This window comes from Massilia sp. R2A-15, from assembly GCF_030704305.1.
Lineage (GTDB): Bacteria > Pseudomonadota > Gammaproteobacteria > Burkholderiales > Burkholderiaceae_D > JAFCUW01.
Window position 1 is genome coordinate 4,643,117 of the sequence record NZ_CP131935.1, and the last position, 24,873, is coordinate 4,667,989.

Consider the following 24,873-nt stretch of genomic DNA (forward strand, 5'->3'; position numbering starts at 1 on the left):
GTGGGGGTACGGCCGCCTTCATCTCGCGCGACACCCCCTTCATCGCCGCCAAGCCGCCGCGGTCGATGGCGGCGATTAAGTCGGTCGGCTTGGCGAACGCCGATCTATCAACCCACAGCCGAGCGGGCTGGCATTGCCTGGCAGCGCGGCGGCGTCGAACTGTACTCGACCGCGCCCGCACCATCGCCGCGCGCTTGCGCCTGAAGGGACTGCTCTAATGGCCGGCGACTGGAGCAAGATGCGCAGCAACCTGTGGACCGATGCATTCCTTGGCCGGCTGTGGGACCTGTCCGGCTAGGCGGAGCCGATGGTGATCCGCCAGCCGGTACTGGCTGGGGAACACCGCCTACCAATATACCGATGACGGTTTCATACCGGGCCTGTCGGCAGCCGCGATTGACCGCAAGCGCGGCGAGGACGGGATGGGCGAGGAGCTGCTGGCGGTCGGCTGCATCGAGCTGGCGGCCGCGCTTCTTGGCAGCGAGGGAAACGCCAGCGGAATCAGGAACACCACTTTGATGAACACAACGGCACATCGGCCACGAAACGCCTGATAACGGCCATGCGGGCAACGAACAACCGCCAGATCGCGCCTGTTGAAACGCCGCCAGCGTTACAACTCGAGCACCCCAGCGTTACGCGCTGTGCAAGCAACACCGCGTCGCCTTCCAAGCGGTCGAAAGGCCGGGCTGGTGACGAAGGCCGCCCCCAAAATCTGGATGATCGAGAACCAGCTCGGCAAGCGCAACACGTCCGACTTTCGGCGCGTCGCCCTGACGCTCAAGTTGAAGCCACTGATCGAGCTGCGCGCGCATGAACGCATGTTGGCTGGCAAGGCGGCGCCGGCAAACCCTGTGTTGAATTCAACACAGGGTACAGGCAAGACGCACGACCGCACTGGCCAAGGCTGCCGGCGTCGGGCAAGAAACCGTGCGCAAGGTCGAACAGATCATCGCCAAGGCAACGCCCGAAGTGGTAGTGCAGATACGCGGCGGCGGGCTGTCGATCAACGAGGATAGCAACGACGGTGGCGCCGGCAAAGTTGGTCGAGCCGCGTCAAGCTGGTTGAGCAGCCCCGCCCCCGCCGAGGGACGCCAGGCGCCCCCCCGACCATGCCGGCCCGCGACGAGCATATGGCCGGATCGGATGCGTAGACGTTGCAGACCGGCTCCCCCGCCTGCCTTGGTCAGGCACGTAGCAAAGGAGCGGTCCGCGGTGGCGAGAACCCCCGCCAGCCGGACTCGGTGCGGCGGCACGTCGCAGACCTGATGGCCACACTGACGCACCAAAAACGGCTGCCGGCGCTCGATTAAATTAGGCCGGCTTTGCCAACCCCGCGGCCGAGCACAAGACCACTTACTATCAGAAAAGCCTGAGAGTTAGAAAAGCTAAATTGTCTTGATGCATCATTCCAAATATACTGTTCTGCCCGATTCCGATTAGGAGGCTTTCCGTGCAAGGTTTCTCCGGTCCTGACAGAAGAAAAAATTTGCGCGTTGCACGTGTCGTCGATCAAGCCCTCGATTGCGGCGAGAAGTTGGGCGCGATGACTGCAAAAATAATTTTCCTCCGCCATGATATCCCTTCGACGGTAGCGGCTCGTGTACTTTTTCATCTGGACCGGCGGCGCGCGAGGCGAAATTTCAATTCTTTGCTTGGTATGGACGATATCGAATAGGACTGCAATGGACACTGTGAAATATTTGGCTATCCTTGAGCGAGATGGGCAAGTAATCGCCGCTCTTCAAAACTCTCTTGAAGCTATGCGCCTAACGCATGGCGCGCGGATCACGATGTGCGGAGTGTCAGGAACACTAAATTTCGAGCCACAAATGCTGGCGATTAGGGACGCGCTTTCACGTCTCGGCGTCGATCCAGACGAGTCTTTCTCGCCCGAGCCGTCGGATATTGATCCGAAATAAATTCATGCCTTGCAATTTGTGAACGCGACGCTATTGAGCGAGGGCGCGGGCTGCTAAGGGCGATCTTTCCCTACATTGTCGTTCCGCATGCCGTCGATAAAGTAACAACACTAGCCTTCACATTTTGAGCTGCGAAGCCTGGACGGCTGGTCAATGCTTCGCCAATTTCCGTATTTGTTTTCGCAACATTTACCAAAAGAGCAAGGGGCTAGCACACTAAATTTATTGATCAAGATATACTAACGGTAAATTTTGTTCACCGAAGCCATCTTGCGATGTTCATAAGAGTATTTTTGTTGGGAGCGCTGTATTTGCGGAACGAGACGATCACACGACTCGGTTCGCTAGTAGATGCATCATTAGAGGCGGCCGAGCCTCTTCCTACGCCGTCGGTTGCATTGCGAGCAGGTATATGATGTGCTATCGGAGTGGTTGTCCTCTATGCTCGAGCACCTGTAGGGTTATAGGTACGATTGATCATGGCAGGGTGGTCGAGATCGCGTGCACGAATTGCACCCTTTACCGAATTACCATCAGCGCGGTAAGACACTTAATCAAAGTTCCAGATGAAAGGCTGCTCTACTCGCTACTCGCTACTAGGCACCCCAACGAACAGATGGTTGTAATCGGGACCGCGCGCAACGAACTGGTATATGAATACGTTTGGATCGAACTCTTGAAAAAGACGAGGGTTTGTTATTGGTAACCAGACTTCCGGTTTTCCTTACAGTCGGCGCTACGAGAAACTCCCCGCAGCGTGAAGAAGGTGTCCTTGTAGATGTTTCAGCTCGGTGCCAGGGGAGGCTGTGCCGGTTTTCCAAGCGCAGCTCTCGCTCGCGGTATTCCCCCACCGCGTCATCTTCGCCCCCAGCAGGGCATATAACTCGTGCGGCGCGGGCGACGAGACCGACTTAGGACTGCGCGCGTTCCGCGAGCTGCAGCATGACCAGCTGCGCCTGCATCTGTGACGTCGCTGCGTCGTCGGTCCGCAACATTCGCATCCGATGCGCCCGTATTGCGCCCAGCCGTTCGGATGTCGGACTCAAACGTCTGCAAAATTCATAGGCCATTGGCTTACCCAATTCCCCGATTCCCGAACGCCGACCTGGTGCGCGCCCTCGCTCTGCGCCGCGCCGTGCTGGCGGCGACCGGCGAGGAGACTGACATGGCGGTGCATGTGCTGGACGCGGCGCAGAGGAAGCTGGCCACTCTGGCGGAAACGCGCTCCGAACACGAGCCGGTGCGCGCTTCCGCGGCAATGGTTCCGTACACGGCGCGGGTCGACGGCGAGGTCGGCGTGCAGGGCATCGCCACCGGGTTGATCGGAGATGCTCTGCTCAACGGTGGTCCCAACCGGAGCAACCTGATCATCATCGGCCCCCTCCCGTCGAGCACCCGGCGGACAACATCGCCTGCGACGCCGCCGGTACAGCGCGGTACTGGTGCTTTCAATTGTCGACCGGCTGATTTCAGCGCTCAGGTCGATTGGACGCGCGCACCCTAGACTCGCGCTCATCCGCAATCGCCGAGTGGTTGCGACGTGAATTCGCGGCCGTATCGAGTTTTCTGAAATCAGTCTCATAAGCTATACGCTTACGACGACGCAGGAGCATCATCCCGCCAACTGCCGCGGCGAGTAGCAGCAGAGAGTCGGGTTCAGGAACGTCGGCGCCTGGGCTGGCGAGTTCGAAAATGGCATAGTTAGCAAATGGACTGAATACTGTATCAAACTGACTACTCTGTGGAGAATTATTAGCGACCCCATCTGGGTCGGTAGGCACGTTGCCTGAGAACGCGACCACAACGACGCCTGTTAAGAGCGGAGAATACGGAATAAGCGTGTCGCAAGCGACCGTGGATGTGCAACCAAGTGTTTTCGATGGATCGCTGTCGAATTGCCCCATGACACCATCCACGAATACTTGGTCAAGCAATGCCTGGGCCGCTAATCCCGCGTCAGCCGAATTATGAAATGCAAAGGCCGCCGAATTGCAGCCATTAAAGATCGAGTTACACGAGCCGTCAGCGAAAGAAACGTTGTAAAGAACTCCGCCAACGTCCACGTTCTCGGCTCCTGTTAGTACGCCTGATGAGTTTGTCTGCAGTGTAACCGGAACGGCCATTGCGGCCGTACCATAAAGAATGCTACAAATAATCAACGCAGTGCGAAAAGCATGGACGATTTTCATGGCTTCCTCGTTTATTAACATGCGGGGGCATCGCCAACCATTTCTGTTTTGGCGCTGGGATCGCCTGATAAGGCGTTCATGGCTGTAAGCACATATCGTACCTAAAACTTAAATCTCCTAAAAACAGAGAGTTACAGTGAAAGTCGAGTTTGGCGTGCCGAGATGTGTAAAGAAAGCCGACAGAATTTCGATTGGATATTGTGGCGCGAAAGCAGCGGATTTTTTGTGCAAGTCTATGCTTGAACATCAGCTTCCGGCGAAAAACCGCCTATCGCTTTGTTGGTCCCGGTGGTGATTGGTGCGTGTGTGGCGACAACGCCGGGAGCGCTGCGCCGGACGTGGCGACAAAGATCACAATTGCCTAACCCAGTCCTTCATCCAGCAAGCGAGCGGCGCTGGCCATGCTTCTGGTCCAGGACCGCGCGATCAGCCATTCGTCACCCGAGCGGGCCGCCACGGCCTTCCTGGCGACCGTGGCGGGCTTCGCTGGCGTTATCGGTGCTGGTGCTTGCGCCGCCGTCTTGGCGGCCTTTACGATGGCGTGGACGGTCCCTTGCCGATGCCGAACTGGACCGCGATCACCGCGAACGACAAGCCTGTGGCGTGCAGCGCCACGATCTTGGCCCTGTCGCCCGCCGTGGTCCTTGGCCTGCCCAGCACCTTGCCTTCGGCCTTGGCCCGCGCCAGACCCGACTGCGTGCGTTTAATGCTCATCCGCCAACACCGCTTGGCTGCGATATTTGCGGCTCGGGGTTGATGAAGCGGTGTGCTATGGCGTCGAAAGCGGCGATGTACGCCTCCTAGAATGACATTCCTTTCGACTCGGTAAAGCACATCGCCATCACGACGAAGCCGTTCTTCGTCATCGTCACGCTACGCCGCAGCTCGCCTTTTTATGGGCAAATTCAATCGACTCACAAAAACTGGCATGCTCGAATACGTCGCATCATGAGACTCATCGATTCATACGCCTGCCTCCAACGTAGACCGTCGTGCCAGGTCCATAGCCAGGCATCCCCAGATCAAAACTATCGACATTAAACTCAACAATCCTCAACTGAGATTGGCTCGAAGAGAAACCATCCGGCAAGAACTCAAACTCGATCAGCATTTTTTTTGATCTTGTCAAATCGTCATGAAATGTCTTCGCTTCAGCTTCACCTAACAGCTCCAAATAGTTGCGGTCGTCACCGGTAAAAAATGAATAGGTTATTGGTGGGCGTCTATCAAAACGAACGCGGAGATGACAAAAGTTCCGATGACAACTCCGGGGCGCTAATGCTCCATGTTCCAAATAGAACGTCACCTGCCGCTGCGCACCTTTGCGTGTCGACGTATCAAGTTTCAATCCTGCATCAAGATGAAGCCGAAGCCCGAAAATGTATCCATTGCCTCCTTCTACTGAAACGCGTGTTGCCTTATTTGTAATGATCTCCCATATTTTATCCGTCATCGGATCATGCTTCGATTCGAGTACAGAGGAATATTTCCACTCATCGACGTTTTCCACGATTTTGTTTGGGAGATCGATTCGTTGAGAACTCACTTCCACAGGACGCGAATCGTCGATGCCAGGAGCAGGCGAACAGGCCGCCGTCAGGACAACAAGGCCCAAAACAAGCGAGCGTGGCACCATGTAGCGGAGACCGATGGCGCTATTGAACATGGCCAACTTCTTTGGCGCTTTTGCCCGCTAGGTCGTCGATGTACCAAGTTCGGTGTAGGTCGGCGAAATCCTCCATCTGGTGACCGAGTACGCCGAGCAGACCGCCCGACCACTCGCCATACGCTTTCGAGCCGTCGGGCTTGTAGACATTCTCGGGCAGGGTGCGGATCGTGTAGATAGGATTTTGCAGGCCATGCTCTTGGCCAACGGTCTGGAAAAACTCGCCTTTGAGGACGAACTTATTGGCGCCACGATGCGACAGCTCTACGGTATCGAATTTGCGCTCCTTTAGCTGTTCGGAAAACTGCAACAGTACGCGGGTGACGTCCATCGGACTGTTCTCTTCGCTCACCTTTCGCAGGTCATAAACCAGCACGTTCGGGTTGACGAAATACTTGTAGTGGGCAAATACTTCGATCCCCTTGTTACGGGCATCCTTGGCAATGGTGTCGTCGACCATTCGCTGTAGGCCTGCGTAGTTCACGGAGGCGACCCCGACCACGCAAGCCATGAGACCGCCGGCGGAAATGAGAACTGCTGGATTCTTCATGATCGACCAATCTTTGCTTAATCCATCATGGTCGGCCATTATTTATCACTTGGCAACATTCATTAAATTGCAATCGACCGCCGGTTCACAATTTATTCACGACCTGCCAACTTAGCGGTCTTGAAGACGGCGTGGACGGTCCCTTGCCGATCTCGAACTGGACCGCTATCTTCGGGAGCGACTGACGGGCAGGGAAATGGGCATGAGAGTGCGCAATGAAGAAAGCTGCTCCGGCTGCTCGGCTGCCTCCCTTCTTCGACGGCGCCTATGGCAACGCCAGCGGGGAACGCAGCGTCGTCGAGCTGCTTGGCCCCAGCGGGCCATCAGGGCGCCCTCCTGCGCCAGAAGGGACTGCTCTGATGGCCGGCAACCGGATCAAGATGCGCAGCAACCTGTGGACCGTTCCGCGCCTGGACCGGTTGTGCGACCCGTCCGGCCTTCGAGCCGATGGTGATCGACTGCCGGTATTAGCTTAGGACCACCGCCGACCAGCATATCGAGCATGGTTTCATGCCGGGCCTGTCGGCGGCCGTGATTGACCGCAAGTGTGGCGTGGACGGGCTGGGCGAGGCGCTGCTGCCGGTCGGCTGCATCGAGCTGGTGGCCGCGCTTCTCGGCAGCGAGGGAAACGCCAGCGGAATCAGCATCAACCACTTCGATGAACACAACGGCGCGTAGGCCAAGAAACGCCTGATAATGGCCATGCGGGCAACGAACAACCGCCAGATCGCGCCTGTTGAAACGCTGCCAGCGTTACATATCGCGCACACCAGCGTTACGCGCTGCGCAAGCAGCACGGTATCGCCTTCCAGATGGTCGAGAAGGCCGGGCTGGTGACGAAGACCGCCCGCAAAATCTGGTGGATGATCGATAACCAGCTGGGCACGCGCAACACGTCCGGCTTCGGCCGCGACGCCTTGGCGCTCAAGTTGAAGCCGCTGATCGAGCAGCGCGCCCAGGAACGCATGGTGGCCGGCAAGGCGGCGCCGGAAAACCCTGTTTGGAATTCAACGCAGGGTACAGGCAAGACGCGCGACGCAGTGGCCCAGCCTGAAGGTGTCGGCCAAGACACCGTGCGCAAGGTCAAGCAGATCATCGCCAGCGCGACGCCCGAAGTGGTGGTGCAGGTACCCAGCGGCAAGCTGTCGATCGACGGGACGGCAACGACGGTGGCGCCGGATGCGCTGGTCGAGCAGGGTTCAAGCTGGTCGAGCAGCCCCGCCCCCGCCGAGGGCTGCCAGGCGCCTAAACCGACCAAGATCGCCGCAGCGTAGATCGCTACTACGCTGGCCACGGCAAGGTGATGGCGATCTACGTCTTGGTGTCCGGCTGCTTTCGACCTGAAGCGGAAGTCTTTACCAGGCCTTCTCGCGCATACGCCCCCTCCTGCTGAGTCAGGTTACTTCGAGTATTTTGCAGTGCAATCGCTGCACATCCATTCACCATCGTCATAGATGCCGCCGCTCATATCACCGAAGTATGAACACCATCCACAGGCCATCCCCTTACGAATAGGTGGGGCATCGTGATTCCGCTGTCGCCCCAGACTCAGATTTTTCGTTTGGCTGGAGCTTGGTTGAATCGTGAGTGGTCCAAACCGGCGCTGCCGCGGAAACAAGTCCGGTGTCTCCGTATTCGATGGAAGTTTTAACGGATCGGGCGGGCTGGCGAAGCGACCGCAGTTCGTACACCATTGCCCCCCGTGATGCGGAATCGTGCTCGATCTGTGGCACCGCTCGCACACCACATCGTTAGTGGAAAGCGAAAAAGCAGCAGTGCGCAAGTCTTCGATCCGCTCGATGCGGCGGCAAGTAAAGCCGGCCTTATTTATGTATGTGAGCAGTGGGTCGAAACCCTTATCCGCGGAGAGCACAATGAATTCAGTCGCAGGGGACTTCTCGACGGTTCGCCCCAAGTGGAAAGCGATTTGAAAGTCGAGGGCGTTCTTTCCCGTACCCTCAATCTTCTGAAAATCAACACGCTGAAATCGGTGCGCAGTTGCGGCCTTAGACGCAGCCTTCGGTGGATTTTGCCTGGCGCCCACAAAGATAATGGCGCTGTAACTCTCGTCCAAGAGCGACAGGTCTATTTTTTGAATATTTTCGTAGTCGACAAGCAGCAGCTTTTTGGTCATAGTCATTTAGTCCGATGTCCGTACTTGGCCGACTGCCGACGGTCGGTTGTCGCCCCATTGCAGTCAGTCGTAGGCCGCGATAGCGGACGTTCAACACTGAAGACCTACGGCGCCGCAGGCGCCTGATTCGGACGCCAGGTTTGACCGCGCGCGAAGATAGGGGCCGCGAACTTGTCCGTGGCCACATCGGTGCGCGCATTTGCCCTGAACTGGGCCTGCAGCGTGGCGTCTAATTGGACCGTTGTCAGCATCAAAAGTACGTAGGGGTGGCGCCTGCGTTGAATTTCAGTCGCTCAGGCCTTATCGGCGTGTTTCAAAGTCTTGAAAGCCGCCAATTGCTGGGTTGCTTCTGCCAGGGCTCCCGACGCAGCACTGTGGATCAGAAGCCTCTTCAGCGCTACAATGGCGGCCGTGATGCCAATGACGTGGTCGTCGCAGAAATTCTCGCCCGCTCTGGCGACTTGCCAATTCGCTCTTTCAGCGGCAATCGCACCCCAAATCTGCTCAAACTTTCGCCGGCTCGTATCATGGAAGTCGTCGCCGGCGGCGGTAGTCTCCATGCCATAACCCGGAAATTGCATGGTGATGGAAGTAGGAGTGCGGTAGTCATCTCCATGCGTCCAACCGCCCCCCTTCACAAAAAAGCCACCTTCAAGTGAGCCGCCGAAGACGAACCAGGACAACTCATGGCTGTTGCCGCCGATGTCATACCAGCAAAGGCCAACCGACTGATCTACAAAGGGCGTGAGCCGAGCTTCGATGTCGAGGCGGGTGCGACGGTAGTTGGCGTGCAGTTGTACCAGGGGTGCGTTCGGGGCAAGGAAATCGGTGAGATTGTCAATGCCTTCATCGATGGCCGCTAAGCGGGATGAATCGTTGGACTTCTTCTGCTCCGCAGATTGTCCTTTGACCCAACTCCGCATCACATACAGCAAACCCAAGTAGGTCGCGGCCATGTAGATGGCATACCAGGAAGGCCACCCGCCATTCCAGCCATAGAGCGCATTGCGACCCGTGCGGAGCGCGCTTGCCTGATTGTCGATTGTCGCAAAGGACTCATTACCCATCGAGTCTTTCTTCTTGTAGATCTCCTCAAGTGTTAGGCGCGTGCTGAGCACCGTATTTACCAAGTGCTGTCGGTCTGTTTCGTCAATTTTCTCAGGCAGCTGAGCAATGATTTGAATGATGCGCTGCGTGTTCGCGATTAGCTCAGCCAGCCCCCTCTCGATGTCCTCGAATTCCTGGTTGACGTGGTCATCAAAGTTCTTCGTAAGAATTGCATTCGCAATTGCAACTCCAGCGTCTACGTAGTCCATGAAGTCTGCCCTCCTAGGTTTTGGGCGCGCGAGTTGATTACATCCAGTGCTTTGACAGGCCCGGCGGTCCAGACGGCAGTCGTGCGCGAACTGCCGCCCCGAGCAACATTTTTACCATAGCTGGGTTAAAAATTGGCTATGTCCCTTTAAATATTGAACTTCTTTTGACAGATGATAAATGCGCACCATGCCTGAAATGCTTCGTTCTTGGAGGCACAGAGACTGTCAATGCGTTAACGGAACCGACAGCGTCATGGACTCAGTAGGCGCTTCCACTCTGATGGCCAAGTGACCGCAAGGTGCCGACCGCCGACCCGGTACCGATGGCACAGGAACTCGGCTTGATGCAGGTGGCGGCTGCCGGCGATGCGGGCAAGACAGTTATGCGTTGCCGGCGCGGCGGAAGTCGATACGGTGGGCGTGTCGACCGCATACCTGTGTAATGCGGTCACCCTGACCTGATGAGTGATGACCTGATGGGTGATGACCTGACGGGGCCATCCACAACTGGAAGTCCCGGCTTCAAAGCGAAGAACCAGTCACGGCGGAAGGCAAGCGCGCCGTCGTCATGAACGCCAGCAAGCCGAACTCGGTGCGGCGGCAGGTCGCCGCCATGATGGTCGAGCTAAAGGCGATGATGCGGAGACTGAAGGCGACCGAAGGAGCGGCGCGTCGCCGTCGTTGATGGCACGGCAACCTCGGCCTTTGGACGGCGGGCCGGTGCCACTGCCCCGCATGAACGCCGCCTTCGGACAGCTCCCCGCTGCGCACCTTCGCCAGCACTTCGGGCGCGGCCCTGGCGATGATCTGTTCGACCTTGCGCACCGTGTCGTGCGACCTGCAACCTTGGCCAGCGCTTTGCGGGTTTCGCCCGCACTCTCCGCAGAATCTCATCGCTGGCGCACTGGCCACCATTGTCAGTGACGAGCTGCCAGAGCGCGTGACCCGGAAGTGCGATGCCGATGCAGAACGCGGTGAGTTCATCAAGCTGCAGTCACGACCAACGGCACGAGAACAGGCCACGCGCGACATCTGCGCGATCCTGGGCACGAGCAAGCGCCGGCAGTACGACCATGCGCGCCAGGTGCGCGTGTTGCTCGCGTCGAAGCGTTCGTGCGCTGGCTAGGACGAACGCCCGCCAGCCGATGATGACGACGGCGAACAGGTCTCAGCGGGGACTGGCATGGCCACTCAGTCCCGGCTTAACGCCGTCGTGCACATTGCCAAGCCCATTATCGACAGTCCGAACGGGGCGAACAGCAGCGGCGGCGCGAAGATCAGGATCAGGATCACGCCGATCACCGAGCCAAAGCAGAAACCAATCCAGGCCACTCCGGCCACCACGCCGGCGATCATCAGCGCAATGCCGATGATCATTTTTATGAGAAAGGGAATCATGCGAACACCCAACCAAAGAATTTAGCTGCATCCATCATTTACTCCTGTTCGTTTCCAATTAGATATATTGCATCATCGGCACTCTTTTTGATGCAGCGTGGAAACTTTTATTTAGATGGACACCTCGGGTCAGGTCGATCAAGCCTGCTCCCCGACCAACGGCTTGAGTTTGAGCGACAGGGCTACGCGGGCGATATCCGTAATGTTGACGCTTGCCCAGCAGGTTCTCGATCATCCAGATTTTGGCGTCCGCCTTGGTCAGACGCCAGATCAAGGACTTGTACGGCTTGCGCCGCCATCTTCGCGGACTTGACGATGGGGTGTACGGCCCCCTTGCCGATCCCGAACTGAAACGCGATCTTCGAGAGCGACTCGCCGCCAGCGTTCCGCGACGGCAAGGAAATGGGCCATCAAGGAGCGCAATGAAGAAAGCTGCTCCGCCTGCCTCCTTTCCCCGACAGCGCCTATGCCCACGCCCGCTGGGAGCGAAGCGTAGGCGAGCTGTATTTCGACCGCGCGCGCCGTCGGCGCCGCCCGCCTGGACCAGTAGGGAGTGCTCTGATGGCCGGCAACCGAATTAAGATGCGCAGCAACTCGCGGACCCATCCGCGCCTTGACCGGGGTGTGCGACCTGTCCGGCAAGGTCGAGCCGGTGGTGATCGGCGGCCGGTACTGGCTGTGGACCGTCGCCGACCAGCATACCGAAGGTCGGTTTCATGCTGGGCTTGTCGGCCGCCGCAATTGACCGCGAGTGTGGCGTGGCTGCGCTGGGCGAGACACCTTGCTTGCGGTCGGCTGGATCGAACTGGTACCCGCGATGCTCAGCGCCTGTATCGGTGCCGGTGTTCTGGCCGGTTTTGAAAGCGTGGCAGTTGTCATCGCTGGCTGAGGGATTGTCAAAGGAGATAAACCAACTTGCGGTTGTTAGATTGCCCCTGAGCCGATGCAGCGTCGGTCGCGGTGAACATATTGCGCGCTGTGATGCCGGCAACTTCAGTAGCGCTGACCGTTCCCCACGATGTGTTGTTGATATCTGACTTTTCGCTACTGTTGGACGAGGAACACAACTGTCATAATGGAGTCTTTTCCCACAAGCATCTTAACTTTCTTGCTACTATAACTTAAGCTCTGGGTGGTCAAGGTAGTCAAGCCGGTAACTCTGTCGAGTGCTTCAAAGGCAACAACCATTGGTGGGCGTGCTGCGTGGTTCGTGACCTGAGTATTGGACAATTTGCGCTTTAGCAGGATATGCAGAGGAAAGCGGCTGAGCGATATGTATGTTCACTCCTTTGAATTAAGGACTGATGTCGACAACTTGCATCAAGCATGGGCGATAGAAGTCCGTAATCTAAGCTACTAGCCGGTCAATGATCATCAACTTATGATTAAATCTGAAGCACAAACGCGGTCAGAGCTGATCGATCAGCAACTTGCTGTGGCGGGTTGGAATGTCAAAGATCTCACGCAAGTCATTGAGGAGTTTGATATTCTGACAACGCTGCCTGAGGGTGTCTCGGAACCGCGCACTCCCTATGAGGGGCACCAGTTCAGCGATTATGTCTTGCTTGGCAAAGATCGTAAGCCGCTAGCGGTGATTGAAGCCAAAAAGACCAGTCGTGACGCCGCAATTGGCCGTGAGCAGGCAAAGCAGTATTGCTACAACATCAAGAAGCAACTCGGAAGTGAGCTGCCATTCTGCTTCTATACTAACGGCCATGAGTTGTATTTTTGGGATTTGGAAAATGCCCCGCCGCGTAAGGTGATGGGGTTTCCTACCCGCGAAGATCTGGAGCGCTTCGCCTATATCCGCCGCAATCGAAAGCCGCTAACTCAGGAGTTTATCAACACCTCAATTGCCGGCCGCGACTATCAGATCCGTGCCATTCGCTCAGTGCTTGAAGGAGTTGAGCAGAAAAAGCGTGACTTCTTGCTCGTGATGGCCACCGGCACTGGAAAGACTCGTACCTGCATTGCCATGGTCGATGCGTTGATGCGCGCGGGCTATGCTGAGAGAGTCTTATTTCTGGTCGACCGCATCGCACTGCGCGAACAGGCACTGGTTGCCTTTAAGGAGCACATGCCAAACGAGCCGCGCTGGCCAAATGTCGGTGAGAAGCTGATTGCCAAGGATCGTCGTATATACGTGGCCACCTATCCGACGATGCTCAACATCATCAGGGATAGGGTACAACTGCTGTCTCCACACTTCTTTGATTTCATTGTCGTAGATGAAAGTCACCGCTCGATCTATAACACTTTTGGCGAAGTACTCGACTACTTCAAAGCCATCACGCTGGGCCTGACGGCAACTCCGACCAACATCATCGACCATAACACCTTCCAGCTCTTTCATTGTGAAGACGGCATTCCCACGTTTGGCTACACCTACGAAGAGGCCGTCAATAACGTGCCGCCTTACCTCTGCACCTTTCAGGTCATGAAGATTCAGACCAAATTCCAAATGGAAGGGATTAGCAAGCGCACCATTTCCCTGGAAGACCAGAAAAAGCTAATCCTGCAGGGTAAGGAAATTGAAGACATTAACTTTGAAGGTACCCAGCTCGAAAAGCAGGTGGTCAACAAAGGTACCAATACCCTGATCGTCCGTGAGTTTATGGAAGAAGCTATCAAGGACGCTAATGGTGTGCTCCCAGGCAAGACTATCTTCTTCTGCGCCACCAAGGCGCATGCTCGGCGCATGGAAGAGATATTCGACAAGCTTTACCCGCAATACCACGGCGAACTAGCCAAAGTGCTGGTATCGGACGACCCACGTGTCTACGGCAAGGGCGGCCTACTCGATCAGTTCACTAATAACGACATGCCCCGTATCGCCATCAGCGTGGACATGCTCGACACCGGGATCGACGTGCGTGAAATCGTTAATCTTGTGTTCGCCAAACCGGTCTATTCCTATACCAAATTCTGGCAGATGGTCGGGCGTGGCACGCGTTTGTTGGAAACCAACAAACCGAAGCCCTGGTGCATTGAAAAAGACGTGTTCTTGATTCTCGACTGCTGGGACAACTTCGAATACTTCAAGCTCAACCCTAAAGGAAAACAGCTTAAGCCGCAATTGCCGCTGCCGGTGCGTCTAGTGAGTCTGCGACTCGACAAGATCGAGAAGGCGAACGACAGCGGCCAAACGGATATTGCCAGCCGTGAAATCACCAAGCTCCGCATGCAAATAGCTGCGTTGCCCGAGGACTCGGTGGTAATTAAGGAAGCCGCTGCCGCGCTGGCACGGCTGGCAGACGAAAACTTCTGGCTCAGCCTCAGCCATGATCGGCTGGAGTTCCTGCGCGGCGAAATCAAGCCGCTGTTCCGTACCGTTTCCGAGGCCGACTTTAAGGCCATGCGTTTGGAGCGCGATCTTCTCGAATACTCCTTGGCCGTGCTGAACGAAGACAAGGAACAAACCGAGATTCTCAAGGCGGCCATCGTCGAGCAGATCAGCAAACTACCGCTTTCGGTTGATTTCGTGAAACGGGAAGAGGCTTTGATCCGCGCAGCGCAAACCAGCCACTATTGGGCCAAGGCCGACGAAGATGCCTACGATGATATTATCGTCAGGCTTGGACCGTTGATGAAATTCCGCGAACAAAGCTCCGCCCAGGAGCAAACCCACCTCGACGTAGCAGATGAAGTGCACAAGAAAGAGTGGGTGGAATTCGGCCCCCAGCACGAGGCAGTCAGTATCACCCGCTACCGGGAAATGGTCGAGGCTTTGATTGTCGAGTTGACCGAGCACAACCCGGTGCTGCAGAAGATCAAGAACGGTCGGGTAGTCACCGCGATGGAGGCCAGTGAACTAGCCGAACTGCTACACGACGAGCACCCCCACATCACCGAAGACCTGTTGCGCCAGGTCTACAAAAACCGCAAGGCGCGTTTGATTCAGTTTATCCGCCACATTCTGGGCATTGAGGTGTTGCAGAGCTTTCCCGACGAAGTAGGCGCAGCCTTTGACCAATTCATCCGCGTCCACACCACGCTCAGCAGCCGGCAGATGGAGTTCCTCAACCTGCTAAAGAACTTCATCATCGAGCGCGAAAAGGTAGACAAGAAAGACCTAATCAATGCCCCTTTCACTGTCATCCACCCACAGGGCATCCGTGGCGTTTTCAGCCCGGCCGATATCAACGAAATTCTGCAGCTGACTGAACGGTTGGCTGCCTAAGCAACAAGGCACCTCATGTTACAGAATAACCCCGAACTCAAAAGCAAGATCGACCAACTCTGGAATAAGTTCTGGAGCGGCGGCATCAGCAATCCGCTCACCGCCATCGAGCAAATCACCTACCTGCTGTTCATGAAACGGATCGATGAACTGGACCAGAAACGCCAAGCCGATGCCGAATGGACTGGTGAGAAATATGCCTCAAAGTTTGAAGGCGGCTGGATTCCACCCGAATACCGTAGCCAGCAAGAGCCGGAAAAGTTCGCGATCGACAAGCGCACGTTGCGCTGGAGCGAATTCAAGCGCATGCAGGCCGAAGAGATGCTACAGCACGTGCAGGGAAAGGTGTTTCCCTTCCTCAAAGACCTGAATGGTGTGGAATCCAACTTCACGCACCACATGAAGAACGCCGTGTTCGTCATTCCCAAGCCGGCCTTGCTGGTAGAGGCAGCGAAAACCATCGACGAAATCTTCGAGATAATGGAGCGCGACTCGCGCGAGAACGGTCAGGCCTTTCAGGACATCCAAGGCGATGTCTATGAAATGCTGTTGTCGGAGATTGCCACCGCCGGTAAGAACGGCCAGTTCCGTACCCCGCGCCACATTATCAAGCTCATGGCCGACCTAGTGCAGCCGCAGCTAGGCCACAAGATCGCCGACCCGGCCTGTGGCTCCGGCGGCTTCCTGCTCGGGGCCTATCAGTACATTGTCACCCAGCTCGCCATCAAGGCCGGTACAACCGACCTCAAACCCGATGAAGATGGCTTTGTGCGCACCTCGGTCGCTGCCGCCCTTACCGAGAAAGCTCAATCCATTCTAGCCAGCTCGCTGTGGGGTTACGACATCGACGCCACCATGGTTCGCCTGGGACTGATGAACCTGATGATGCACGGCATTGACGAACCGCACATCGACTACAGGGACACTCTCAGCAAGAGCTATACGGAGGAATCTGAGTACGACATCGTGATGGCCAACCCGCCCTTCACCGGCAGCATCGACAAGGGCGACATTAGCGAAAACCTGCAGCTAGGCACCACCAAGACCGAGCTACTGTTTGTCGAGAACATCTATCGCCTACTGAAGAAAGGCGGCACCGCCTGCGTGATCGTGCCGCAGGGGGTGCTGTTCGGCTCCGGCAGCGCGTTCAAGACGCTGCGCCAGCTGCTGGTGGAGCGTTGTGACCTCAAGGCCGTCATTACCCTGCCCAGTGGCGTATTCAAACCGTATGCCGGGGTTAGCACTGCCATCCTGCTGTTCACCAAGGTCTGGGGGCCGAAAGACAAGGTGACCCAACCCGCTACCGAACACGTCTGGTTCTATGAGATGGCCGCCGACGGCTATTCGCTGGACGACAGGCGTAGCAAGCAGGAAGGCAATGGCGACCTGCAAGACATCATCGCCAAATACTATGGCCGTAGTCCTGCCACTGACACCGACCGTACGGCGAAATGCTTCATAGTGCCGCGCACTGAGATTGCCGAGGAGAAGAACAACTACGACCTCTCACTCTCCCGTTACAAAACTGAGTTGTTCGAAGAAGTGCGCTACGACGCGCCTGGCGTGATTCTCGATCGACTCATTCAAGCCGAGGTGGGCGATGTGGACGAAGCGGAACTCGCCGCAATACAAGGTGGCATCGTGCGCGAGCTACTGGAATTGAAGGGAATGGTAGGATGAGCTGGGAAGCCAAACCACTGAGAGAAATCTTGGATCAGTCTGGTCGTGACCGTGCTGGTAATCAAGACTTGCCGGTGCTTTCAATAACAATGAGACACGGATTAGTAGACCAAGCAGAAAAGTTCAAAAAGCGTGTCGCCAGTTCGGATACGTCGAGCTACCGCATTGCATACAAAAATGAGCTAGTTGTTGGCTTTCCAATCGATGAGGGCGTCATCGGATTTCAGACCAAATATCCAGCTGGGATCGTCAGCCCGGCCTATGACGTGTGGAGGCTTAAGAATGCGGGAGGTTGCCACATTCCTTATCTAGAGCGCTATCTGCGGTCGTCCCAAGCAAGAAGTCTTTACGCATTGCGCATGCAGGGCGCTGTCGCGCGCAGACGGAGCCTAACAAAAGCGGACTTTCTCGCGCTAGAAGTTCCGTTCCCCTCTCTGGATCACCAAATCCGCATTGCCCATCTGCTCGGCAAAGTGGAGGGACTAATCTCTAAGCGCAAACTACGCCTTCAACAACTCGATGACCTGCTCAAGAGTGCATTTCTGGAGATGTTTGGTGATCCAGTAGTTAATCCAAAACGATGGCCTAATCTTGGACTTGGGGCGGCTCTAACATTCATGCAGTATGGGCCGCGCTTTTATAACGAATCCTATTCGGCAGAGGGCACCAGAATTGTTCGCATTACCGACCTAAATGAAAATGGTGATCTCGACTTCTTGGCAATGCCAAAACTAACCGTTACTGAGGAAGAGCGAAAAAAATTCTTACTGCAACCAGGAGACCTAATCTTCGCGAGAACCGGGGCGACGGTAGGAAAGGTCGCATTGATCGGGCCTAACGACCCGCCTGCTATCGCGGGCGCGTACTTCATAGTTATGCGGTTCAAGAAGACACTTGCTCCGCTGTACGTGCGATCTGTTCTGACTTCCAAATCTGTGCGCGCGATTATTGGGGAACGATCTCGTCAGGCTGCACAACCAAATTTTAGCGGTCCCGGTCTGCGCCAACTTCCAATGCCAATACCGCCAATGGAATTGCAGCAAGAGTTCGCCGAACTTTCCGACAAGGTAGCAAATCTTAGAGCGCACTATCAACATAGCCTAACTGATCTCGAAGTCCTCTACGGTGCGCTTTGCCAGCAGGCCTTCAAGGGGGAACTGGATCTGTCACGCGTTTGTATGCCGGATACACAACCAGAGAAAGCAAAAACCGTGATATTAAAATCCTTCCATACTCATGCCGAACAAGGCCTAGCCATCAACTTACCTGACACTGACAATTTGCTGGGAGCGCTTGAGAACGTTTAGGCACGAAGATCATTGATCTCGCAGTGGTAGGAAGCCTATAGCCGCCAATTGGATGACTCCCCGATTTCGGTACAGCACTTCATGGCGGCTGCGCAGACTCGATTCGCGGAATTGCACCCCAACAACGACTTCGCGCTGGACGCCAACGATCACGAGCGCATAAAGGCATAGTTGTTCCAGGCACGTGGAAACTGCTGCGCCTGAAAATCACTGACTCGGCAGGCTTTCGCAGCCTGCGCGCACCAATGACGGCGCCTACGTCAGGGGGCCACTAGGACAAACCATTGGACGCGATCACTGTGCTCTCCCTGTTCGGAATGTCCCGATGCGGTTGCAGTTAGGCGAGCTGGCACCGGCAGATCCCAGGACACGGGCGACACTGTCGACGCGCCGCCGCAGAAAGCGGACCTGCGCTGTGACATATCCTGCAATGCCGACATTTAAACTAGCGGCGAACATGTTCGCCGCGCTGCTAGTTAAGGTGGCCGAATTCTATTCCGCCGCATCAATTAATTCTGCAAGCGGAAGTGGTGGCTGGCGGTTTGGCGCCGCCGTCACAACGAAAATCACCGGCGTTACGATTAGACGCGGATTGCTGGCGCAGGTTGGACGGTTTGGCACGGCGGGACATGTCCGGCGATGCCAAAATCGGGCCAGGCGGCGGCCTATTACGCTGGCTTGTGTTAGTTGCCTATGGGCGCGGGACGGGTGCAGGCGCGGCACTGACCGAGGCCGAGCGTGCTTGTGACGCGGGCCGCCTACAAATTACTCGGTTCCGAACGCGCGCGTATATGAGAGCACAGTAGCTGGCGATTGGCGTGTCGTTCAATCCTGACGGTTCCTGATCGCCGTGATTTGTGTATGGAAATCACTTCCAAAAATTCATTTCACGCCAGTCGCCCGGAAATCCCGCAGCTTGAAGGTCGACCAGATCGCTAACTGGAAACCTAGCGCATAGGTCAATCAGCCGGGGCGTCCAGCCATACTGTGGGGCAATACGGTCAAGCATTGATTTGATGACGCAGAGCGTCCCGTAAACGCGCGTTTGAGCTTGGTCGTTCCCTGTGAGGTGATGCAGGTAGTGATGAGGCTGGGAGGGCGGAAAGCCTGGGCGTTCGATAATATTGCGATTCCAAAGGCGGGAATGGTGCGCACTCACGTTTCGCACGAAGTTCACTGCGCGGAGCCAAGAAACAAGGTATTTCGCTTCATTAAGTCCGTATTTGCGCGCAATGTACGACTGGTCCTTGTATCGCATCCCTGCGAAAAATTTGGAAAGAAGCCCAAAATCCCATACTTCCGTTACCACCCAAATGGGCATTCGGCCCCCATAGTGCGCCGAATGGTGTTTAACGAAGTCTTCTTTCTGCGCGCGGCGTAGCACGGCATTGAGTCTTTCGGCCCAGTCTTCGTAGGCAGTTTGGCCGGTACGCGGATTGACCTGGTTGCAAAACTTAGAGTCGAGTTCGGAATGAACTTCGTGTGCGAGGCGATGTCGCTGACCAAGGCGATGCGCAATGTCTGATCGTACTGCAACCTCAATGCGTTCTACCGCATCCAAGACCAGGAGCCGCAGTTCTCGATCAAACTCGTAGAGGCACTCAACCAGCTCGAGACTAGTGCCGACCTGGAACTCATCCTGCCGCCCAAGTTTGCCCCGTGGCTGTGTTTTGCGGAGCGGATAAAAATATCCCGACAGGCGATAGTACCCTAATCGCACAAGGGTCGCCTCTGCCACTGCATCATCTGCGATAGTCATCCCGCGGCTCTTCAGCAGGACGACCTGCTCTGGAACCGTCAGGTGAAACTTAATATTAGAGTGAGTGGCGATTTGGTTCATAAATGAGAAATCCCCCACTTGAGACACCGACACATGATCGGGCACAGAGGAGGGGGACTTATTGCAATAAAGTATGCCATCAGCTCGGTCGCTTGTCCACGAAAATTTCAATCGTATCGCAAATCATAACGACAACTTAGAACATTTTGTTCGATTGCTTCAGTGGAATTGTTTCATGACGCCTAGTTCATCAGTGTTTTCAGCGAGCATGATACTTGCCAGTCCGCCGGAAAACCTACACGGCGCCTACACGAGCAAATAAATGAAAAAGCCCAACTGGTTAGAGTTGGGCTAAGTTCTTGATTTTTATGGTGCCGACTGCCGGTTTCGAACTGGCCACCTGATGATTACAAATCAACTGCTCTACCAAATGAGCTAAGTCGGCGTGAGGCAGGATTATACCGCTATTTGATAACGGTCAGCGTAGGCCGGCCGCCTTTTTTGGGCGGGTCGTTGGGATCGTCGGGAATCTGCGACACCTCGGCGGCAGGCTTTTCGGCCGCCGCGCTCGGCACCGCGGCCAGCGCCGGGGCAGGGGCCGCCGCAGCGTCCGCAGACGCCGGCGCAGGGTTCTCGGCCGCCGTCGTGGTCACTTCGAACGCCATGCCCTGGCCGTTCTCGTTCGCATAGATCGCCAGCACGTTTTGCACCGGCACGTAAATTTCGCGCGAGACGCCGCCGAAGCGCGCGTGGAAGCGCACCGCGTCGTTGTCCATCTTCAGCCCCGAGGTGGCGCCGAAGCTGATGTTGAGCACGATTTCGCCCTTCTTCACGTATTCCATCGGCACCGTCGTGGCGGCGTCGACCTTCACCGCCAGGTAGGGCGTGAAGCCGCTGTCGGTACACCATTCGTAGATGGCGCGCAGCATGTAGGGTTTGGTTGAGATGTCAGGCATGTTCTGGGATGAGAGTGTTACGGATTTGCACGCCAGTCTACTGCGATTCGCCGTTCGGCGTCGCCCGCTGGCGTGCAAAATGCTGCAATTAACGGCGCATGACCTTTTCGGACGGGGTCAGCGCTTCGATGTAGGCCGGACGCGAGAAGATGCGCTCGGCGTACTTCATCAGCGGCGCGGCCGTCTTCGACAGTTCGATGCCGTAGTGGTCGAGGCGCCACAGCAGCGGCGCAACAGCCACGTCGAGCATCGAGAATTCGTCGCCCAGCATGTACTTGTTCTTCAGGAACAGCGGCGCGAGCGTGGTCAGGCGATCGCGAATTTCCGCACGCGCCTTGTCGTGGCTCTTGTCGTTGGCCTTGGCGCGCTCGCTCTCGAGCACGTGCACGTGCACGAACAGCTCTTTCTCGAAATTGAACAGCATCAGGCGGGCGCGCGCGCGCATCAGCGGGTCGGCCGGCATCAGCTGCGGGTGCGGGAAGCGCTCGTCGATGTACTCGTTGATGATGTTCGATTCGTACAGGATCAGCTCGCGCTCGACCAGGATCGGCACCTGGCCGTACGGGTTCATCGTCGAAATGTCTTCCGGCTTGTTGAACAGGTCGACGTCGCGCACCTCAAAATCCATGCCCTTTTCGAACAGGACCAGGCGGCAGCGTTGGGAGAATGGGCACGTGGTGCCGGAGTAGAGAACCATCATGGTTTATAGTTCCTTAGAAACAAAGGGGGTGACACGACGCGCGCTCACCCCAAAATGATCGCCCGCGAAACCGACGCGGGCGAGAAAAACCTTACTTGACTTCTTTCCAGTAAGACGCAGACAGGCGCCAGCACAACACGGAGAACAGCGACAGGAACAACAGCACCCAGACGCCCAGGCGCTTGCGCGTGCCCTGGGCCGGCTCGGCCATCCACTCGAGATAGCCAACCAGGTCGGCCGTCGCGGTGTCGAATTCGGTGGCGCTCATCACGCCTGGGGCTACCGTTTCATAGCCACCGAACTTGTGCACGGTCTTCGTGTGATCGTGCGGGTCTTTTTCTTCCACCATCTTGACCGTGCGCACGCCTTGCAATTGCCACATTGCATGCGGCATCGCCACATTCGGCAACACCATGTTGTTCCAGCCGGTCGGACGGGTGTCGTCCTTGTAGAAACTGCGCAGGTAAGTATACAGGTAGTCGCCGCCGGTGCCCGCGCCGGACGCTTTTGCCCGCGCGATCACCGACAAATCCGGCGGCACCGCGCCGAACCAGGCCTTGGCGTCGGCCGGCTTGAGCGCCGTGGTCATCATGTCGCCCACTTTTTCGCCCGAGAACAGCAGGTTGGCCTTGATCTGGTCTTCGGTCAGCCCCAGGTCCTTCAGGCGGTTGTAGCGCATGGCGGACGCCGAGTGGCAGTTCAGGCAGTAGTTGACGAACAGCTTGGCGCCGTTTTGCAGCGACGACAGGCTGGCGCGCTCCGGCGCCTTGTCGAGCGGGAAGCCGCCTTCATTGGCGAAGGCCAAGCCTGGCAGCAGCGCCAGGAGTGCAATCATCTTCTTCGGAAAATTCATGTAAATGGTCCTTGATGTCGTCGATTAGTGCGGATGGAACGTCACGCGCTTGGGCACCGGCTTGAAGGTGCCCATCGCGCTCCACCAAGGCATCAGCAGGAAGAAGCTGAAGTAGATCAGCGTGCACACCTGCGACACCACGCCGCCCGTCGGGCTCGGCGGCTGGGTACCGAGGTAGCCCAGGGTGATGAACGACAGGCCGAACACGATGTACACGTACTTGTGCCAGTCCGGACGATAGCGGATCGACTTGACCGGCGAGTGGTCCAGCCACGGCAGGAAGGCGATGATCACCACCGACGAGCCGAACAGCACCACGCCCCAGAACTTGGCGTCGAGGATCTGCGGCAGCATGCCGATGATCATCAGGATGGCGATCACCGCGATCACCACCTTGGTCAGGAACGACAGGCGCGCCTTGAGCCAGATGAAGGCGACATAGGCGGCCACGGCGGCCATCAGCACGTACATGAAGTCGGCCGTGGTGGCGCGCAGCACCGAGTAGAACGGCGTGAAGTACCAGGTCGGCGCGATGTGCAGCGGCGTCTTGAGCGAGTCGGCCGGGATGAAGTTGTTGTACTCCAGGAAGTAGCCGCCCATCTCCGGCGCGAAGAAGATCACCGCCGAGAAGATCACCAGGAATACCGAAACGCCGAACAGGTCGTGGAAGGTGTAGTAAGGATGCGACGGCACGGCGTCCAGCGGATGGCCGTCCGGTCCCAGCGTTTCCTTCACTTCGATGCCGTCCGGATTGTTCGAGCCCACTTCGTGCAGCGCGATCAGGTGCGCCACCACCAGGCCCAGGATCACCAGCGGAATGGCGATCACGTGGAAGGCGAAGAAGCGGTTCAGGGTCGCGTCGGAGACCACGTAGTCGCCGCGGATCCACAGCGACAGGTCAGGCCCGATCAGCGGAATGGCGCCGAACAGGTTGACGATCACCTGGGCGCCCCAGTACGACATCTGGCCCCATGGCAGCAGGTAGCCGAAGAAGGCCTCGGCCATCAGCGCCAGGAAGATGGCGAAGCCGAACAGCCAGATCAGTTCGCGTGGCTTGCGGTACGAGCCGTACAGCAGGCCGCGCGTCATGTGCAGGTAGACCACGATGAAGAAGGCCGACGCGCCGGTCGAGTGCATGTAGCGCACCAGCCAGCCCCACGGCACCTCGCGCATGATGTATTCGACCGAGCCGAAGGCCAGGTTCGAGTCCGGCTTGTAGTGCATGGTCAGGAAGATGCCGGTGACGATCTGCAGCACCAGGATCAGCGTGGCCAGGATGCCGAAGATGTACCAGAAGTTGAAGTTCTTCGGGGCGTAGTACTTGCCCCACTGGTCGTTCCACAGCTTGGTCAGCGGGAAGCGGTCGTCGATCCAGCCCAGCGCCTTGACGCTGGCCGGCGCGTTGGCCGGGAATTTGGTTTCTTTAAAAGCTGCCATGTTATGCGTCGCCTTTCTCGTCGCGGCCGATCACGATGCGGTTGTCCGACAGATACATATACGGCGGCACGTCCAGGTTCGACGGCGCCGGCTTGTTCTTGAACACGCGCGCGGCGAGGTCGAAGGTGGAGCCATGGCATGGGCACAGGAAGCCGCCGGCCCAGTCGTCCGGCAGCGAAGGCTGGGCGCCTTCGGCAAAGCGCGACGACGGCGAGCAGCCCAGGTGCGAGCAGATCCCGACCACCACCAGCACTTCCTTGTGCTCGCTGCGCGACCGGGTTTCGTTTTTGGCGTAGGCCGGCATCTCGAGCTGGTAGATCTTGTCCGATTTCGGATCGGCGACCTTGTCGTCGTTCTTGGCCAGCGAGGCCATCATTTCGGGCGTGCGGCGCAGGATCCACACCGGCTTGCCGCGCCATTCCACCACTTTCATGGCGCCCGGAGCCACGTCCGAGATATCAACTTCTACCGGCGCGCCGGCCGCTTTGGCCCGCTCCGACGGCTGAAACGTACTGACCAAGGCGCCTGCCGTGGCAAGCCCGACTACTCCTCCCGCCGCACAAGTGGCGGACAGCAACACGCGTCGGCCTGGATCGACCTGTTTTTCGTTACTCATACCAACCCCAATCAGTCAAAAATCGAAATCTCAGAAGCCTTGCAGAGCTCCTAGCAACCTTCGATTATAGGTGAACAGGAAAGCGAATTAAACAAAAATGTTGCTGTTCCCCTATTGGGGTGGATTGTTTGCATGTTTCCGTGCCGAAAACACCGTTAACGGCGGCCAAAATGGCGCTAACGGAGAATT

26 protein-coding genes and 1 tRNA gene are annotated in these 24,873 nt (G+C 57.0%); 11 read left to right on the forward strand and 16 right to left on the reverse strand.

Annotated elements, in window-relative coordinates; translation table 11 throughout:
- Window positions 1–692: 692 nt before the first annotated feature.
- The 5 genes from Q4S45_RS21435 to Q4S45_RS21455 all read left to right on the forward strand — a co-directional run bounded on the left by Q4S45_RS21435 (window position 693) and on the right by Q4S45_RS21455 (window position 3,426).
- Complete coding sequence (locus tag Q4S45_RS21435; RefSeq protein WP_305507424.1) at window positions 693–1,019, forward strand: hypothetical protein; 327 nt, start codon at window positions 693–695, stop codon at window positions 1,017–1,019.
- A 434-nt stretch (window positions 1,020–1,453) separates the two neighbouring features.
- Window positions 1,454–1,678 (forward strand): hypothetical protein, encoded by a 225-nt coding sequence (locus tag Q4S45_RS21440; protein ID WP_305507425.1) that lies wholly within the window; start codon window positions 1,454–1,456, stop codon window positions 1,676–1,678.
- 7 nt (window positions 1,679–1,685) lie between these two features.
- Entirely contained in the window at window positions 1,686–1,922 is a 237-nt protein-coding gene (locus Q4S45_RS21445; protein WP_305507426.1) for a hypothetical protein, read from the forward strand.
- 806 nt (window positions 1,923–2,728) lie between these two features.
- On the forward strand, window positions 2,729–2,890 hold the full coding sequence (locus Q4S45_RS21450) for a hypothetical protein (protein ID WP_305507427.1): 162 nt from the start codon (window positions 2,729–2,731) through the stop codon (window positions 2,888–2,890).
- Between the two features lie 101 nt (window positions 2,891–2,991).
- Window positions 2,992–3,426 (forward strand): hypothetical protein, encoded by a 435-nt coding sequence (locus Q4S45_RS21455; RefSeq protein ID WP_305507428.1) that lies wholly within the window; start codon window positions 2,992–2,994, stop codon window positions 3,424–3,426.
- Here Q4S45_RS21455 and Q4S45_RS21460 read toward each other — a convergent pair.
- From Q4S45_RS21460 to Q4S45_RS21475, 4 genes are all read right to left on the reverse strand, one after another.
- Entirely contained in the window at window positions 3,392–4,111 is a 720-nt protein-coding gene (locus Q4S45_RS21460) for a PEP-CTERM sorting domain-containing protein (RefSeq protein WP_305507429.1), read from the reverse strand. The two genes, Q4S45_RS21455 and Q4S45_RS21460, sit on opposite strands and share 35 nt — an antisense overlap.
- A gap of 531 nt (window positions 4,112–4,642) precedes the next feature.
- Complete coding sequence (locus Q4S45_RS21465) at window positions 4,643–4,825, reverse strand: hypothetical protein (RefSeq protein WP_305507430.1); 183 nt, start codon at window positions 4,823–4,825, stop codon at window positions 4,643–4,645.
- Window positions 4,826–5,066: 241 nt separating this feature from the next.
- Window positions 5,067–5,777 carry a hypothetical protein gene (locus Q4S45_RS21470; RefSeq protein ID WP_305507431.1) on the reverse strand — a complete coding sequence of 237 codons (711 nt, stop codon included), beginning with the start codon at window positions 5,775–5,777 and terminating at the stop codon, window positions 5,067–5,069.
- Window positions 5,767–6,366: a hypothetical protein gene (locus Q4S45_RS21475; RefSeq protein ID WP_305507432.1), complete on the reverse strand. Its 600-nt coding sequence runs from the start codon at window positions 6,364–6,366 to the stop codon at window positions 5,767–5,769. The genes Q4S45_RS21470 and Q4S45_RS21475 overlap by 11 nt, the downstream gene beginning before the upstream one ends.
- Window positions 6,367–6,837: 471 nt before the next feature.
- Between Q4S45_RS21475 and Q4S45_RS21480 the strand changes: the two genes are divergently transcribed.
- The gene (locus Q4S45_RS21480; protein WP_305507433.1) at window positions 6,838–7,005 is read left to right on the forward strand and encodes a hypothetical protein; all 168 of its coding nucleotides are present in this window, start codon (window positions 6,838–6,840) and stop codon (window positions 7,003–7,005) included.
- A 155-nt stretch (window positions 7,006–7,160) separates the two neighbouring features.
- Entirely contained in the window at window positions 7,161–7,601 is a 441-nt protein-coding gene (locus Q4S45_RS21485; protein WP_305507434.1) for a hypothetical protein, read from the forward strand.
- 125 nt (window positions 7,602–7,726) lie between these two features.
- On the opposite strand, the gene Q4S45_RS21490 is transcribed toward Q4S45_RS21485, so the two are convergent.
- From Q4S45_RS21490 to Q4S45_RS21500, 3 genes are all read right to left on the reverse strand, one after another.
- Window positions 7,727–8,461 (reverse strand): PIN domain-containing protein, encoded by a 735-nt coding sequence (locus tag Q4S45_RS21490; RefSeq protein WP_305507435.1) that lies wholly within the window; start codon window positions 8,459–8,461, stop codon window positions 7,727–7,729.
- Between the two features lie 293 nt (window positions 8,462–8,754).
- A complete protein-coding gene (locus Q4S45_RS21495; protein WP_305507436.1) occupies window positions 8,755–9,777 on the reverse strand; it encodes a hypothetical protein in 1,023 nt (340 codons plus the stop codon).
- 522 nt (window positions 9,778–10,299) lie between these two features.
- Entirely contained in the window at window positions 10,300–10,602 is a 303-nt protein-coding gene (locus Q4S45_RS21500; protein ID WP_305507437.1) for a hypothetical protein, read from the reverse strand.
- Here Q4S45_RS21500 and Q4S45_RS21505 point away from each other — a divergent pair.
- Entirely contained in the window at window positions 10,580–10,903 is a 324-nt protein-coding gene (locus Q4S45_RS21505; protein ID WP_305507438.1) for a hypothetical protein, read from the forward strand. The two genes, Q4S45_RS21500 and Q4S45_RS21505, sit on opposite strands and share 23 nt — an antisense overlap.
- A gap of 65 nt (window positions 10,904–10,968) precedes the next feature.
- Here the strand turns inward: Q4S45_RS21505 and Q4S45_RS21510 are convergent, their stop codons facing one another.
- Together Q4S45_RS21510 and Q4S45_RS21515 are read right to left on the reverse strand one after the other, a co-directional pair.
- Window positions 10,969–11,175 (reverse strand): hypothetical protein, encoded by a 207-nt coding sequence (locus Q4S45_RS21510; protein ID WP_305507439.1) that lies wholly within the window; start codon window positions 11,173–11,175, stop codon window positions 10,969–10,971.
- A gap of 58 nt (window positions 11,176–11,233) precedes the next feature.
- Complete coding sequence (locus Q4S45_RS21515) at window positions 11,234–11,449, reverse strand: hypothetical protein (RefSeq protein ID WP_305507440.1); 216 nt, start codon at window positions 11,447–11,449, stop codon at window positions 11,234–11,236.
- A 1,107-nt stretch (window positions 11,450–12,556) separates the two neighbouring features.
- On the opposite strand from Q4S45_RS21515, the gene Q4S45_RS21520 reads away from it, so the two are divergent.
- Genes Q4S45_RS21520 through Q4S45_RS21530 form a run of 3 tightly spaced genes read left to right on the forward strand, consistent with a single transcriptional unit; the run spans window position 12,557 to window position 18,342 of the window.
- Window positions 12,557–15,355 (forward strand): DEAD/DEAH box helicase family protein, encoded by a 2,799-nt coding sequence (locus Q4S45_RS21520; RefSeq protein ID WP_305507441.1) that lies wholly within the window; start codon window positions 12,557–12,559, stop codon window positions 15,353–15,355.
- 15 nt (window positions 15,356–15,370) lie between these two features.
- The gene (locus tag Q4S45_RS21525; protein WP_305507442.1) at window positions 15,371–17,035 is read left to right on the forward strand and encodes a class I SAM-dependent DNA methyltransferase; all 1,665 of its coding nucleotides are present in this window, start codon (window positions 15,371–15,373) and stop codon (window positions 17,033–17,035) included.
- Window positions 17,032–18,342: a restriction endonuclease subunit S gene (locus Q4S45_RS21530; protein ID WP_305507443.1), complete on the forward strand. Its 1,311-nt coding sequence runs from the start codon at window positions 17,032–17,034 to the stop codon at window positions 18,340–18,342. Before Q4S45_RS21525 ends, Q4S45_RS21530 begins: the two co-directional genes overlap by 4 nt.
- An 868-nt stretch (window positions 18,343–19,210) precedes the next feature.
- Here the strand turns inward: Q4S45_RS21530 and Q4S45_RS21535 are convergent.
- From Q4S45_RS21535 to petA, 7 genes are all read right to left on the reverse strand, one after another.
- Entirely contained in the window at window positions 19,211–20,182 is a 972-nt protein-coding gene (locus tag Q4S45_RS21535) for an Abi family protein (protein ID WP_305507444.1), read from the reverse strand.
- Window positions 20,183–20,491: 309 nt separating this feature from the next.
- Window positions 20,492–20,567, reverse strand: a tRNA-Thr gene (locus tag Q4S45_RS21540).
- Window positions 20,568–20,586: 19 nt separating this feature from the next.
- Window positions 20,587–21,078, reverse strand: a complete 492-nt coding sequence (locus Q4S45_RS21545) for a ClpXP protease specificity-enhancing factor (RefSeq protein ID WP_305507445.1) — start codon at window positions 21,076–21,078, stop codon at window positions 20,587–20,589.
- An 88-nt stretch (window positions 21,079–21,166) separates the two neighbouring features.
- Complete coding sequence (locus tag Q4S45_RS21550; RefSeq protein ID WP_054265664.1) at window positions 21,167–21,778, reverse strand: glutathione S-transferase N-terminal domain-containing protein; 612 nt, start codon at window positions 21,776–21,778, stop codon at window positions 21,167–21,169.
- 91 nt (window positions 21,779–21,869) lie between these two features.
- Window positions 21,870–22,631 (reverse strand): cytochrome c1, encoded by a 762-nt coding sequence (locus tag Q4S45_RS21555; RefSeq protein WP_305507446.1) that lies wholly within the window; start codon window positions 22,629–22,631, stop codon window positions 21,870–21,872.
- Between the two features lie 24 nt (window positions 22,632–22,655).
- Window positions 22,656–24,068: a cytochrome bc complex cytochrome b subunit gene (locus Q4S45_RS21560; RefSeq protein ID WP_305507447.1), complete on the reverse strand. Its 1,413-nt coding sequence runs from the start codon at window positions 24,066–24,068 to the stop codon at window positions 22,656–22,658.
- A gap of 1 nt (window position 24,069) precedes the next feature.
- Complete coding sequence (gene petA / locus Q4S45_RS21565; RefSeq protein WP_305507448.1) at window positions 24,070–24,684, reverse strand: ubiquinol-cytochrome c reductase iron-sulfur subunit; 615 nt, start codon at window positions 24,682–24,684, stop codon at window positions 24,070–24,072.
- Between the last annotated feature and the right edge of the window lie 189 nt (window positions 24,685–24,873).